This window comes from Terrimonas ferruginea DSM 30193 (assembly GCF_000425585.1).
GTDB classification, from domain to species: Bacteria; Bacteroidota; Bacteroidia; order Chitinophagales; family Chitinophagaceae; genus Terrimonas; species Terrimonas ferruginea.
On sequence record NZ_AUDS01000019.1, the window covers coordinates 17,768 to 30,785 of the forward strand.

General features: G+C 48.6%; 16 protein-coding genes. 15 read left to right on the forward strand and 1 reads right to left on the reverse strand.

What is annotated here, in order from left to right:
- Positions 1–83: 83 nt before the first annotated feature.
- The 4 genes from H608_RS0107085 to rpsJ all read left to right on the forward strand — a co-directional run bounded on the left by H608_RS0107085 (position 84) and on the right by rpsJ (position 6,996).
- Entirely contained in the window at positions 84–2,948 is a 2,865-nt protein-coding gene (locus H608_RS0107085) for a DEAD/DEAH box helicase (RefSeq protein WP_028787063.1), read from the forward strand.
- 373 nt (positions 2,949–3,321) lie between these two features.
- On the forward strand, positions 3,322–5,466 hold the full coding sequence (fusA, locus tag H608_RS0107095; RefSeq protein ID WP_028787064.1) for an elongation factor G: 2,145 nt from the start codon (positions 3,322–3,324) through the stop codon (positions 5,464–5,466).
- A gap of 409 nt (positions 5,467–5,875) precedes the next feature.
- Positions 5,876–6,502 carry a porin family protein gene (locus H608_RS21580; protein WP_051268112.1) on the forward strand — a complete coding sequence of 209 codons (627 nt, stop codon included), beginning with the start codon at positions 5,876–5,878 and terminating at the stop codon, positions 6,500–6,502.
- A gap of 188 nt (positions 6,503–6,690) precedes the next feature.
- Complete coding sequence (gene rpsJ, locus H608_RS0107110; RefSeq protein WP_028787065.1) at positions 6,691–6,996, forward strand: 30S ribosomal protein S10; 306 nt, start codon at positions 6,691–6,693, stop codon at positions 6,994–6,996.
- Between the two features lie 130 nt (positions 6,997–7,126).
- On the opposite strand, the gene H608_RS24340 is transcribed toward rpsJ, so the two are convergent.
- A complete protein-coding gene (locus tag H608_RS24340) occupies positions 7,127–7,273 on the reverse strand; it encodes a hypothetical protein (RefSeq protein ID WP_155990081.1) in 147 nt (48 codons plus the stop codon).
- On the opposite strand from H608_RS24340, the gene rplC reads away from it, so the two are divergent.
- The 11 genes from rplC to rplN all read left to right on the forward strand — a co-directional run bounded on the left by rplC (position 7,274) and on the right by rplN (position 13,017).
- Positions 7,274–7,891: a 50S ribosomal protein L3 gene (gene rplC, locus H608_RS0107115; RefSeq protein WP_028787066.1), complete on the forward strand. Its 618-nt coding sequence runs from the start codon at positions 7,274–7,276 to the stop codon at positions 7,889–7,891.
- A gap of 32 nt (positions 7,892–7,923) precedes the next feature.
- Positions 7,924–8,556, forward strand: a complete 633-nt coding sequence (rplD, locus tag H608_RS0107120) for a 50S ribosomal protein L4 (protein WP_028787067.1) — start codon at positions 7,924–7,926, stop codon at positions 8,554–8,556.
- Between the two features lie 67 nt (positions 8,557–8,623).
- Positions 8,624–8,923, forward strand: a complete 300-nt coding sequence (rplW, locus tag H608_RS0107125) for a 50S ribosomal protein L23 (protein ID WP_028787068.1) — start codon at positions 8,624–8,626, stop codon at positions 8,921–8,923.
- 96 nt (positions 8,924–9,019) lie between these two features.
- Positions 9,020–9,859 carry a 50S ribosomal protein L2 gene (gene rplB, locus H608_RS0107130; protein ID WP_028787069.1) on the forward strand — a complete coding sequence of 280 codons (840 nt, stop codon included), beginning with the start codon at positions 9,020–9,022 and terminating at the stop codon, positions 9,857–9,859.
- A 67-nt stretch (positions 9,860–9,926) separates the two neighbouring features.
- Complete coding sequence (rpsS, locus tag H608_RS0107135) at positions 9,927–10,193, forward strand: 30S ribosomal protein S19 (protein ID WP_028787070.1); 267 nt, start codon at positions 9,927–9,929, stop codon at positions 10,191–10,193.
- Between the two features lie 48 nt (positions 10,194–10,241).
- Complete coding sequence (gene rplV, locus H608_RS21585) at positions 10,242–10,682, forward strand: 50S ribosomal protein L22 (RefSeq protein ID WP_038007651.1); 441 nt, start codon at positions 10,242–10,244, stop codon at positions 10,680–10,682.
- A gap of 2 nt (positions 10,683–10,684) precedes the next feature.
- Positions 10,685–11,470, forward strand: coding sequence for a 30S ribosomal protein S3 (rpsC, locus tag H608_RS0107145; protein ID WP_028787071.1), 786 nt, complete (start codon positions 10,685–10,687; stop codon positions 11,468–11,470).
- Positions 11,471–11,512: 42 nt separating this feature from the next.
- Positions 11,513–11,935, forward strand: coding sequence for a 50S ribosomal protein L16 (gene rplP / locus H608_RS0107150; RefSeq protein ID WP_028787072.1), 423 nt, complete (start codon positions 11,513–11,515; stop codon positions 11,933–11,935).
- A gap of 94 nt (positions 11,936–12,029) precedes the next feature.
- Positions 12,030–12,239 (forward strand): 50S ribosomal protein L29, encoded by a 210-nt coding sequence (gene rpmC, locus H608_RS0107155; protein WP_028787073.1) that lies wholly within the window; start codon positions 12,030–12,032, stop codon positions 12,237–12,239.
- A 44-nt stretch (positions 12,240–12,283) separates the two neighbouring features.
- On the forward strand, positions 12,284–12,541 hold the full coding sequence (gene rpsQ / locus H608_RS0107160) for a 30S ribosomal protein S17 (protein WP_028787074.1): 258 nt from the start codon (positions 12,284–12,286) through the stop codon (positions 12,539–12,541).
- A 107-nt stretch (positions 12,542–12,648) separates the two neighbouring features.
- Positions 12,649–13,017: a 50S ribosomal protein L14 gene (gene rplN / locus H608_RS0107165; protein ID WP_028787075.1), complete on the forward strand. Its 369-nt coding sequence runs from the start codon at positions 12,649–12,651 to the stop codon at positions 13,015–13,017.
- The last annotated feature ends 1 nt before the right edge of the window (position 13,018 follow it).

Consider the following 13,018-nt stretch of genomic DNA (forward strand, 5'->3'; position numbering starts at 1 on the left):
CCGCTGGACGTTTCACCGGTAAGTCCTAAGTTTGCCGCCCTTTTTATATCATTGGTACGTTTAAAATCCGGGTAATAATCACCATGAAGGCCGCGAAGGAAACTGTCAAACCAGCCCTGCTGTTAGCTCCGCATCGGTTATTGGAAAATAACATTCTTGTGCAGACCCTGCTCATCCGCAAAGGTGACGCCAGTCTGCAATACGACGTCGGAGATATGGGCGGCAGCCTCGGCAACCTCTTTCCCGAATGGCCCAGGGAAATGCTCAAACTCTTCCGCGAATTTGGCCGCGAAGCCCTCGACGAGGCCAAACGCGAGATCAAACAACGGCATACCAAACAAAAAGGCGGCATCCAGTACGGCCAATTCTTCCGGCAGGCCATGCTGCGCCATTACCACCAACTGCTGGAAAAAGCCAAACCTTTTACCGGTGTTGCCAAATGGTATCATACCAAACAACTGAACGGCAACCGGCATTATTCCACCGCACCCTGCCGCTTCAGTACTTATCGCCCGCGGTTACAGTTTGAGGTGAAAAAAGATGAAACAGGCGCGTTACAGCTCCTCAACCAGGTAGAACTGAACGGCGCTGTATACCCACTCACCGATTTCCTCCGTACCCACTACCTCCTGGAAAGTGGTAACGAATACTTCCTGTTGTCATACCGCGACTACCAGACACTCGAATGGCTGGCAGCCGAAAATCCGGCCCAATATGCTTCCCGGCCCGAAGAACTGGCCAGCCAGGTGCTCGCCCGGCTCGAACAGGATTATACGGTTAACCGCAATAACCTTTTCGGCCAGCAGGAAGTAGCGGTAAAACCGGTCAACCGCGTATTCTTCAGCGAACTCAACAACACCTTTCTCATGTTGACGCCGCAATGGCTTTACGACGGCTTCGTGATAGAAGGCCCGTGGCAGGAACAGGTGGATATTGTGCAGAATGGAGTGGCCTATGCCATCCGCCGCGACAAAACACATGAGAAAGAATTCCTGGAGCTGCTCGAATCGCTTCACGCCAATTTTTCCAAACAAATAAACGGTTACTATTACCTGTCTTTTGCCGATGCGCAAAAGAAGCAGTGGTTTCTCAAAGCTTATCACCAATTGCTCACAAGTAATATTGAATTACTGGGAATGGACATGCTGAAGCATTTCCGGTATTCAACCCACCAGGTGGAGACGCTTGTCAAAGTGACGCAGGAGGAAGAGACCCGCGTGACCCTGAAAATGGAGATCCGTTTCGGCAAGGAAAAAGTAGAACTCGGGTCCCTGCAAAAAATGTTGCTGGCCGGCCAACGTGCCGTGATGCTGAAAGACGGCAGCCTCGGTGTGCTGGGAGAGGAGTGGCTGCGGCAATACGCTCCGCTAATCAAACATGGTAAAGTGCAGGGTGACCAACTGACCGTGAGCAAATGGATGGCACTCGGCGAAACGGAAGCCGGAGCAGAAGCTTCACCGATCCCTTCCATGAAAAAGGAATGGTGGCAACGCTGGCAGCAATGGCAGCAAAGCGACGACCTGGTTTATACGGTCCCAGCCCAGGTGCAGGCCCAGTTGCGGCCTTACCAGCAAAAAGGATATGAATGGATGCGGTTACTGGCCGAAGCCGGTGCAGGTGGCTGCCTCGCGGATGACATGGGGCTGGGAAAAACGCTTCAGGCTATTTGTTTCCTCGCTTCCCGCGTAGAACAGTTCCCCCAGGGCAGGCATATCATTGTTTGTCCTTCCTCGCTCATCTATAACTGGCAGCAGGAGCTGGAAAAATTTGCACCCGGCATCCGCACGTTGGTGTATCATGGCGCCAACCGGAAGTCCGCACAGGTAGACGATCCCGAAGTGCAGGTGCTGATCACGAGCTACGGCACACTCCGTGCCGACGCAGGCACTATCCAGGCATTTTCCTACGAAACCGCCATTGTCGATGAAAGCCATAATATCAAAAATCCTTCGGCGCAGATCACGCAGGCGGTAAGTGCCCTGCAGGTGACGGTTTGTGTGGCACTCAGCGGCACGCCGGTGGTAAACAATACATTCGACCTGTACGCGCAGCTCAACGTGGTATTGCCTGGCATGTTCGGCAGCCGCGAGTTCTTCAAACGTGAATATGCCGACGCCATCGACCGGTTCGGCGATGAAGACAAAATACGCGCCCTGCGTCAGTTGACAGCGCCATTCATTCTTCGCAGAACAAAAGAGCAGGTGGCTACGGAACTTCCGGAAAAAACGGAATCTGTTTTATGGTGCGAAATGGGAGGCCTGCAACGCGAACTGTACGAGCAGATCCGCGATCAGATCAAAAGCAGCCTGTTCCTCGACATTAAACAGCAAGGATTGGCGAAGAGCAAGCTTGCCGTTATACAAGGCATACTCAAACTCCGGCAGGTATGTAATTCGCCCATGTTGTTGCCGCAAGAAGAACGCACTGGTGCCGACTCCGTGAAGACAGATGTATTAATGGACGAACTGAAACAAATCTTGCCGGCGCACAAAGCGCTGGTGTTCTCGCAATTCAGCAGCATGCTCGATCTGCTGGCGGAAGAATGTAAACGGCAGGGCATAAAATATTATCACTTCGACGGGCAGACACCGCCGGCCAAAAGGGCCGAAATGGTTAATGCTTTCCAGGAAGAAGGCAACGACACGCATCTGTTCCTGATCAGCCTGAAAGCCGGTAATGCAGGGTTGACGCTGACTGCGGCAGATTATGTGTTCCTCTTTGATCCGTGGTGGAACACGGCAGTGCAGCAACAGGCTATCGACCGGACGCATCGCATCGGTCAGACCCGCAATGTATTTGCCTATAAAATGATCTGCAAGGACACGATTGAAGAAAAGATTGTGCGTTTGCAAGAGAAGAAAAAGCAACTGGCGGAAGAGCTGGTAGGCGCAGACGAAGGATTTGTGAAAATGCTGAACGAAGAAGATATCGCTTATTTGTTTGGGTAAATGGGAGAGGGGAATGTGACCAGAAAACTCTGATTTGAAAATTGATTATCAAGTTGATGCGTCGGTTTCCCCATTTTCAAATCTTCAAATTGCCAAATCTTCAAATTAATTCCTACCTTTGCGCCGCCGTAGGTAGAAACCAAGGATGTGGACGAAAGTGACGCGAAAGAGATTTTACCCATACGGCAGTCTATGAGAGTCTAATCTACCATATCAGCTTTTTTGCTCCCCGGCCGGGATGCATTGTTCTGTTTATAGTTAGCTGATATACCTCCCCACTACTGAAAATAGCCTGAAACGCATTCAGTTTTTCGATCAACATTCGGCCAATCAATACAACAAAAAATAAAGTAAACAACAAATTTAACCAGTCATGGCAGACTTGAAATTTCAAAGAAACTTTGGTATTGCCGCGCACATCGATGCCGGTAAGACCACTACCACGGAGCGTATCCTCCGCTACACAGGTATGATTCACCGTATCGGTGAGGTGCACGACGGTGCAGCTACTACCGACTGGATGGAGCAGGAGAAAGAACGCGGTATCACCATTACTTCGGCTGCCGTTAGCTGCCAGTGGAACTTCCCTACTGACAAGGGTAAAGTAACTGGTGACAGCAAGAAATACAACTTCAACATCATCGATACTCCGGGTCACGTGGACTTTACCGTAGAGGTGGAGCGTTCTATGCGTGTACTCGACGGTCTGATCGCCCTGTTCTCTGCGGTTGACGGTGTAGAACCTCAATCTGAGACTGTATGGCGCCAGGCCAACCGTTACGGCGTACCCCGTATCGGCTTTGTAAACAAAATGGACCGTTCCGGTGCCGACTTCCTCAATGTAGTGAAGCAGGTAAAGGAAATGCTGGGTTCCAAAGCAGTACCTCTGCAGCTGCCAATCGGCGCTGAAGACAATTTCCAGGGTGTGGTTGACCTGATCAAAATGAAAGGGATCATCTGGCACATGGAAACAGAAGGCATGACTTATGACGAGATCGACATTCCTGCCGACATGCAAGCTGAAGCAGAAGAATGGAGAGCGAGCCTCGTAGAAGCCGTAGCTGAATACGACGACACCCTGATGGAGAAATTCTTCGAAGATCCCAACAGCATTAGCGAAGACGAGATCCATGAAGCGATCCGTAAAGCAACGATCGACCTGTCTATCGTTCCGATGATGTGCGGTTCTTCCTTTAAGAATAAAGGTGTACAAACTGCACTGGATGCGGTTTGCCGTTACCTGCCTTCACCGGTGGATATTCCTGATACCGTTGGTACTCATCCTGACAGTGGTGAAGAAATCACCCGTAAGGCTGACCCGAAAGAGCCGTTTGCGGCCCTCGCGTTTAAGATCATGACCGACCCGTTTGTAGGTCGTCTGGCCTTCTTCCGCGCCTATTCCGGTCACCTGGATGCAGGTTCTTATGTACTGAACGTACGTAGCGGTAAGAAAGAGCGTATCAGCCGTATCATGAAAATGTTTGCAAACAAACAGAACCCGATCGACTTCATCGAAGCTGGTGATATCGGAGCGGCTGTTGGTTTCAAAGAAATCAAAACCGGTGATACCCTTTGCGACGAAAACCATCCGATCGTACTGGAAAACATGTTCATCCCCGAGCCCGTAATCGCTATCGCGGTTGAACCCAAAACCCAGGCCGACGTTGATAAAATGGGCATGGCTATCGCTAAACTGGTAGAAGAAGACCCTACACTGCGTGTAAACACAGATGAAGATACCGGTCAGACCATCCTGCGTGGTATGGGTGAGCTGCACCTTGAGATCATCATCGACCGTATGCGTCGTGAATTTAAAGTAGAAGTAAACCAGGGTGCTCCCCAGGTTGCCTATAAAGAAGCCTTCAACACAACCGTTGAACACCGTGAAACGCTGAAAAAGCAAACCGGTGGTCGTGGTAAGTTCGCCGACATCGTGTTCGACCTCGGACCGGTTGACGAAGAATGGCAAAAAGAAAACCCTGACAAGAACTTCCAGTTCGTGAACAATATCGTAGGTGGATCGATTCCCCGTGAATTCATCCAGCCTGTGCAGAAAGGTTTCGAATCTGCAATGACCCAGGGTGTATTGGCTAACTATCCTGTTGACAACCTGAAGATCCGTCTGTTCGACGGTAGCTTCCACCAGGTTGACTCTGATGGTATGTCATTCGAACTTTGCGCCAAGCAAGGTTTCCGTGAAGCTGCACGCAAAGCCAAGCCGGTATTGCTGGAGCCGATCATGAAAGTAGAAGTAATCACACCAGCCCAGTACATGGGTGACGTTACGGGTGACTTGAACCGTCGTCGTGGTATGATGGAAGGCATGGACAGCCGTGCAGGTGCAGAAGTGATCAAAGCAAAAGTACCGCTGAGCGAAATGTTCGGCTACGTAACGCAGCTTCGTTCTCTGTCATCAGGCCGAGCTTCTTCTACCATGGAGTTCTCTCACTATGCACCAGCCCCCAGCAACATTGCTGAAGAGGTAGTAGCGAAAGCGAAAGGTAAAGTGAGCGCTTAATCTGACACTATTCAAATCAGATAGGGCCGCCCTCCGGGGCGGCCTTTTTTATGCGGATAAATTAATCCTGATCAAGCAAATGAAGGTGATATGGCATCAGGTTTGCTGAAATAGTTCCTGAAAACACACCCGTTTTTAGGATCATCCTATAAGGCCGTCCAGGCTACTTGAAAAACACATTTAAAGGTTAAGGGCTCATTCTTGAGCCTTTTTTTATGGTTAAAGGTGTAGGGCTTGGGGTGTAAGGTTAAACAGCCGTTATAAGTATTAAGTTATAAGTAAACAGCCATGACCCGCAGTGACGCACCATGAAGCGCTTGGGGGCAAGGGCTGTTTATTCACGATTCACGATTCACCATTCACGATCTCATCCCGGCACACTCTTTGGCCTTATCCCAAAAACTCTGTTATGCGCCTGTTTGTCACTACCTTAACCGCCATTGTCCTTTTCCCGGCCCTGCTCAACGCCCAGCAAAAATTTCATGAAGACACGGAACGGACCTTCCGCTTCGGTGCCAAAGCGGGCGTGAATATCAATAAGATCGAAGGCCAGGCCTTCAACGAGTCTTTCCGCTACAACTATATGCTGGGAGGGTTTCTGCAGTGGAACTTCAGCCGTCGCTTCGGTATTCAGCCGGAAATCAACTTTACCCAGACTTCCAGCGAGATCACCAGCGACGAAACCGACATCTATGACGACATATTCCTGGGCGGCGACCAGAAAAAGGCCAAACTGAACTACTTCAAAATCCCGATCCTGCTGAATATTGATATCGGGCAATCACAGCGGGTGAAACTGCAACTGGGGCCTCAATGGGGGCAACTGATGAACAGCAAGGTGGACAGCCTGCGCCAGCCGGGCCGCGACATTTTCCGGAAAGGGGAATTTTCTTTGCTCGGCGGTTTGTTGCTGCAATTGCCGCTGATCAACATTGGAGCGCGGTATGAAATGGGACTGACCAATCTGAATGATGTAAGCAACCAGGACAAATGGAGAAGCCAGGCTTTTCATATTTTTGCCGGCGTAACCTTCTGAAAACCGTCAAAAGCGCTGAAAAATGATAAGTAGTTGATTGTCAATTAAAAGAGGTAGAATACAGCGTTTGAACAGGGGAGAGGTGAAAAATAATTGCCTGAAAAAAAACGAAAAAAAGCGTAAAACTTTTGGCAATAATCATAAACTCCTTACCTTCGCACTCCCAAAAGAAAAGCGGGTTTACACACATGTCTCAGCGAATCAGAATAAAATTACAGTCTTACGATCACAACCTGGTAGACAAATCAGCGGAAAAGATCGTAAAAACAGTACGCAGCACAGGTGCAGTAGTAACAGGACCAATTCCCCTGCCTACCCGTAAGAAGATCTTTACTGTTCTGCGTTCTCCCCACGTGAATAAGAAAAGCCGTGAGCAGTTCCAGTTGGCTACGCACAAGCGTCTGCTGGACATCTACACTTCTTCTTCACGCACAGTAGATGCGCTGAGCAAGCTGGATCTGCCGAGTGGTGTGGAAGTTGAAATCAAAGCATAACATATCGGATGGGCGCCCTGGCGCCTTTTCGTTTTTAGTTCTTATACTCGTTAGTTAAATCAATGCCATCTCTCAAATTCGCCTCGGGCGGACCAAAAGAGCTCTGGTTTATTACATAAAAACAAGCCATTCAGGGTTTGTTTACTACCGGTACTTCCGAGGGAGCGAAGTTGCTCACACAAAGGAAAAGGTTGGTAGCTAAACGGGGATCGATGCCGACGGTAGCACACCGCTCAGGCATGTCCCAATAATCCTGCAGGCGTAAACTTGGAAACAAATGAAAGGTATTATTGGGAAGAAAATCGGGATGACAAGCATCTTCGATCCCACTGGAAAACAAACAGCCTGCACGATCATCGAAGCAGGTCCATGTGTTGTAACACAGGTGAAGACCAAAGAGTCTGACGGTTACAACGCTCTCCAACTCTCTTTCGGCGAAAAGAAAGAAAAACGTGCTACGAAAGCCGAAAAAAATCACTTCGCAAAGGCACAGACTGCGCCTAAAAAATTCTCCAAAGAATTCCGCGACTCTTCTCTCGAAAAAAATATTGGTGAAACTGTAACTGTTGACATCTTCGAAGAAGGTGACAAGGTTGAAGTTGTCGGTACTACCAAAGGAAAAGGTTTCCAGGGTGTTGTTAAGCGCCATGGCTTCTCCGGTGTAGGTGAGCAAAGCCACGGTCAGCATGACCGTCAGCGTGCTCCAGGTTCTCTTGGTAACTCTTCTGACGCAAGCCGCGTTATGAAGGGTATGCGCATGGCCGGCCGTGATGGCGGTGACCGCGTAAAACTGAAAGGCCTGAAAGTGGTGAAAATTTTCGCCGACAAAAATTATATCCTGGTTAGCGGTTCTGTACCGGGCCACATCGGTTCAATTGTTTTAATCCAGAAGTAATCAACCTGTGAGGGTTATCAAAAACTAAGAAAATGAAAGTTGAAGTTTTAAATAGCAAAGGAACAAGCACAGGCAGATCGATTGAACTGCCCGAAGATATCTTCGGCATAGAGCCTAACAATCACGTGATCTACCTGGCTGTGAAACAATACCTGGCTGCTCAGCGTCAGGGTACGCACAAAGTGAAGACGCGTGCTGAAGTACAAGGAGCCAGCCGCAAACTGCATCGTCAAAAAGGTACTGGTGGTAGCCGTAAAGGTAACATCCGTAACCCTCTCTATAAAGGTGGTGGTACCATCTTCGGCCCCAAGCCTCACAGCTACGATTTCAAACTGAACCGTAAAGTGAAGGACCTGGCCAAAATCTCTGCCCTGTCTTATAAAGCAAAAGAAAATGCGATCGTAGTGGTAGAGGACATCAACCTCGACGCTCCGAAGACAAAATCTGTTGTTGACATCCTGGGTAACCTGAAAGTGGCTGATAAAAAAGCCCTCTTCATCCTTCCTGAGAACGACAGCAATGTTGAACTGTCTCTCCGCAACGTACCCTCTGTACTGGGTGTACTGCTGAGCGATATCAATACCTACGACATCGTTAACTCCGAAGTACTGGTATTGACAGAAAGTGCGGCTAAAGTATTTGTAGAAGACGAAGCTGCAGCGTAAGTGACTGATTTGATTGATCTTATCATCGTCAAATCATCAAATTTTCAAATTTTCAAATTAAAAAGGTATGAATCCTTCTGATGTATTGATAAAGCCGATTTTGACTGAAAAGGCTAACGCGCAGCAAGACAAACTGCGTCGCTACGCCTTCAAAGTGGCTAAGAAAGCGAACAAGCTGGAGATCAAGAAAGCGATCGAAAGCTTCTACGGCGTAACGGTTACGAATGTTAACACTGCAGTATCTCCCGCCAAAAGCAAAACCCGCTTTACCAAAGCCGGCTTCATCTCCGGACGTAAGCCTTCTTACAAGAAAGCTTATGTAACCGTAGCCGAGGGTGAAACGATCGATCTGTACGCAAACATCTGATCACCCCCGGGGTAACCAAGGTTACCACCGAAAGGCAACCAACCGCCGCGAAGTGTTGAAATCAACAAAAGCCTGAAAGGCACAAGAATTTTAAAAATGGCATTAAGGAAATTCAAACCTGTTACCGCTGGTACCCGTTGGAGAATCGGGAACGCGTATGCAGAGATCACATCTGACAAACCTGAAAAGAGCCTGCTGGAACCCAAGAAAAGAACCGGCGGTCGTAACTCTTCCGGTCACCTTTCTATGCGCTACCGTGGTGGCGGACATAAGAAGAAGTACCGTATCGTTGACTTCAAACGCGACAAGAAAGATATTGCAGCCACTGTTGTATCTATCGAATATGATCCGAACCGTACAGCATTCATCGCGCTGCTGAACTATACAGACGGTGAAAAACGCTACATCCTGGCCCCCCAGGGACTCCAGGTAGGTACAACCATCATCAGTGGTGATGCCGTAGCTCCTGAAGTTGGTAACGCCCTGCAGATGAAAAACATGCCGCTGGGTACCAACGTTCACAACATTGAAATGCAGCCTGGTCAGGGTGGCAAGCTGGCACGCAGCGCCGGTTCTTCCGCTCAGCTGACCAACAAAGAAGAAAGATACGCCGTGCTGAAAATGCCTTCCGGCGAACTGCGCAAAGTACTGGTTAACTGTTATGCAACAGTAGGAGTGGTGAGCAACAGCGACCACAGCCTACAGAGCATGGGTAAAGCCGGCCGTAACCGCTGGAAAGGTATCAAGCCCCGCAACCGTGGTGTAGCCATGAACCCTGTAGATCACCCGATGGGTGGTGGTGAAGGTAAAGCTTCAGGCGGACAGCCCCGCAGCAGAAATGGTCAATACTCACGCGGTCTGAAAACACGTACACGTGGTAAGGCCAGCGACAAACTGATCATCCAGCGCAAAAACGGAAGCAAATTGGCGAAGTAAGATTTGAAAATCGCTCACCAAAAGAACATTTTCAAATTATCAAATTATCAAATTAACGAATTAGAATATGGCTCGTTCAATTAAAAAAGGTCCTTACATAGCTACTCACCTCGAGAAGAAGGTACTGGCTATTAACGAAGGCAAAAACAAAAAAGGCGTGATCAAAACATGGAGCCGCCGCTCTACGATCTCTCCTGATTTTGTAGGCCACACATTTGCCGTACACAATGGCAACAAATTCATCCCTGTATACGTAACCGAATTCATGGTTGGTCACAAACTGGGTGAGTTTGCTCCAACACGTTCTTTCAAAGGACACTCTAAAAAAGACTAATGATCGTTTAACAGTCTGAGGGAAACCACAGACCTTAAATAAGCAACAATGGAAGCAGTAGCTAAATTGAGAAATTATCCCACGTCGCCCCGCAAAATGCGTTTGCTGGCTGACCTGATACGTGGTCAGAAAGTAGAAAAAGTGCTGGCCGAGTTAGAACATAACCCCAAGCATCCTGCGGTGCCTCTGCGTAAACTGGTGCTGAGTGCAATCAGCAACTGGAAGCAGAAGAATGAAGGCGGGGATGAAAGCGCGCTGATCGTAAAAACCATCTTCGTTGACGGTGCACGTACGCTGAAGCGTATGCGTCCCGCTCCCCAGGGCCGTGGCTATCGCGTTCGTAAGCGCAGCAACCACGTAACTGTGATCGTGGATGTGAAAGGTGGTGCCACCGCAGCCCCCAAGGGCGAAGAGGTTGCAACTGAAACTGCAGCAGCGGCTCCCAAAAAGACAACAGCAAAAAGAACAAAAAAAACTAACAACGAATAATCATGGGTCAAAAAGCAAATCCGATTGGTAACAGGTTAGGTATCATCCGTGGTTGGGAATCTAACTGGTATGGCAGCAAAAAAGATTATGCTGGCAAACTGATCGAAGATCATAAGATCAGGACTTACCTGAACGCCCGTATTAATAAAGGTGGTATCTCCAAGATCGTTATTGAAAGAACATTGGGTAAACTGATCGTTACTATTCATACATCGAAGCCTGGTATCATCATCGGTAAAGGTGGTGGAGAAGTAGATCGCATCAAAGAAGAGCTGAAGAAACTGACTGGTAAAGACGATGTACAGATCAACATTCTCGAGATTCGTCGTCCCGAACTGGATGCCATGATTGTAGGTGATACCATCGCTCGTCAGATCGAGAATCGTATCAACTTCAAACGTGCCACCAAAATGGCTATCGCTTCTGCACTGCGCATGGGTGCCGAAGGTATCAAGATCAAACTGAGCGGTCGTCTGGCCGGTGCAGAGATCGCCCGCAGTGAAGAATTCAAGCAAGGTCGTGTACCCCTGCACACTTTCCGTATGGATATCGACTATGCTAACGTATTTGCCCAAACCGTTTACGGAAAGATCGGTATCAAAGTGTGGATCTGTAAAGGTGAAGTACTGGCTAAACGCGACCTGAACCCTAACATCATCGCTGGTGGTAAGAACGAAGGCGGTGTTGGTGGTGATCGCCGTGATGATCGCAGAGGTGGTGATCGTCGTGATGACCGCAGAGGTGGTGGTGATCGTCGTGGTGGCGGACGCGGAGAGCGCCGGAACTAATATCCGCATTATCAATTTTCACATTTTCAAATTTTTTATAAAATGTTACAACCGAAAAGAACGAAACACAGAAAGATGCAGAAAGGTCGCATGAAAGGTGATGCCAAAAGAGGCGCTACCATTTCATTCGGTTCTTACGCGCTGAAAGCTCTGGATTCGCACTGGATCACTGACCGTCAGATCGAAGCTGCCCGTCAGGCCCTGACCCGTGAGATGAAGAGAGAAGGTAATGTGTGGATTCGCATTTTCCCAGATAAGCCGATCACCCACAAACCTGCAGAGGTACGTATGGGTAAAGGTAAAGGTAACCTGGAGTACTGGGCTGCCGTGGTGAAGCCGGGCCGCATCATCTTCGAGATCGACGGTGTTGATGAAAAAGTTGCTCGCGCATCCCTGGCACTCGCTGCCGGTAAGCTGCCGATCAAAACCAAATTCATCATGCGTCGTGACCTGGTAACCGCATAATAATTTGAAGATTTGAAAATGAGCTGATTTGAAAATGGCTCATATAGAATAAACTTTCAAATTTTCAAATTCACAAATTTTCAAATTAAGAAACATGTCAAAGAAAGCAGATTTTGTAAAGAGCCTCCAGGGTTTGAGCGACAGCGACCTGAAAGCCCGTCTCGAAGAGGACAAGCAACGCCTGAAGAAGGTAGAGTTTGCCCACGCAATTTCTCCGCTGGAAAACCCGATGACTATCCGTGGTCTCCGCAGAGATATCGCCAGAGTACAGACCGAACTCAATAAAAGAAAGGTGGAAGCCTAAACCGGTCTCCCGATAATTAAATATCAAGCTAAAAGCTCAATAAAATGGCTGAAAGAAATTTAAGAAAAACAAGGATAGGGGTGGTCACCAGCAACAAGATGACCAAAACCATCACCGTTGCGGTGGAAAGAAAAGTAAAACACCCTATCTACGGTAAATTCCTGAAGAAGACCACCAAGTTCCATGCACACGACGAAAAGAACGAGTGCAGCATCGGTGATGTGGTTAAAATCATGGAAACCCGCCCGCTCAGCAAAACAAAACGCTGGAGACTGGTTGAGGTGGTAGAGAAAGTGAAGTAATCCGAAAGGGTGCGGAATTTACCGGGAAGGTCAGCCGTGCCTGCATGATAAATAACAGTTTAAACTGCTCACTCTGCATGGCAGAAGGAGCTTAAAGCTTAAATAAGATGATACAGCAAGAAAGCCGATTGAACGTAGCCGACAATAGCGGAGCAAAAGAAGTTCTGTGCATCCGCGTATTGGGTAACAGCGGTCAGCGTTATGCCAAGATCGGCGACAAAATAGTCGTTACGGTGAAGGACGCCCTGCCTGCAGGTGGTATCAAAAAAGGTACCGTAGCCAAAGCCGTAATCGTGCGCACCACCAACAAACTGCGCCGTAAAGACGGTTCTTATATCCGCTTCGACGACAATGCCGTTGTACTGCTGAACCAGGCTGATGAGCCTCGCGGTACACGTATCTTCGGCCCTGTTGCACGTGAACTGCGTGACAAGGGTTACATGAAGATCGTTTCCCTGGCGCCGGAAGTATTGTAAG

Bases quoted from the DNA above. Each gene is read 5' to 3' on its own strand.
- H608_RS0107085 (WP_028787063.1), top strand. From the start codon at position 84: ATGAAGGCCGCGAAGGAAACTGTCAAACCAGCCCTGCTGTTAGCTCCG.
- rplP (WP_028787072.1), top strand. From the start codon at position 11,513: ATGTTACAACCGAAAAGAACGAAACACAGAAAGATGCAGAAAGGTCGC.
- rpmC (WP_028787073.1), top strand. From the start codon at position 12,030: ATGTCAAAGAAAGCAGATTTTGTAAAGAGCCTCCAGGGTTTGAGCGAC.
- rplV (WP_038007651.1), top strand. From the start codon at position 10,242: ATGGAAGCAGTAGCTAAATTGAGAAATTATCCCACGTCGCCCCGCAAA.
- rpsS (WP_028787070.1), top strand. From the start codon at position 9,927: ATGGCTCGTTCAATTAAAAAAGGTCCTTACATAGCTACTCACCTCGAG.
- fusA (WP_028787064.1), top strand. From the start codon at position 3,322: ATGGCAGACTTGAAATTTCAAAGAAACTTTGGTATTGCCGCGCACATC.
- rplD (WP_028787067.1), top strand. From the start codon at position 7,924: ATGAAAGTTGAAGTTTTAAATAGCAAAGGAACAAGCACAGGCAGATCG.
- rplN (WP_028787075.1), top strand. From the start codon at position 12,649: ATGATACAGCAAGAAAGCCGATTGAACGTAGCCGACAATAGCGGAGCA.
- rpsC (WP_028787071.1), top strand. From the start codon at position 10,685: ATGGGTCAAAAAGCAAATCCGATTGGTAACAGGTTAGGTATCATCCGT.
- rplC (WP_028787066.1), top strand. From the start codon at position 7,274: ATGAAAGGTATTATTGGGAAGAAAATCGGGATGACAAGCATCTTCGAT.
- rpsJ (WP_028787065.1), top strand. From the start codon at position 6,691: ATGTCTCAGCGAATCAGAATAAAATTACAGTCTTACGATCACAACCTG.
- rplW (WP_028787068.1), top strand. From the start codon at position 8,624: ATGAATCCTTCTGATGTATTGATAAAGCCGATTTTGACTGAAAAGGCT.
- H608_RS21580 (WP_051268112.1), top strand. From the start codon at position 5,876: ATGCGCCTGTTTGTCACTACCTTAACCGCCATTGTCCTTTTCCCGGCC.
- rpsQ (WP_028787074.1), top strand. From the start codon at position 12,284: ATGGCTGAAAGAAATTTAAGAAAAACAAGGATAGGGGTGGTCACCAGC.
- rplB (WP_028787069.1), top strand. From the start codon at position 9,020: ATGGCATTAAGGAAATTCAAACCTGTTACCGCTGGTACCCGTTGGAGA.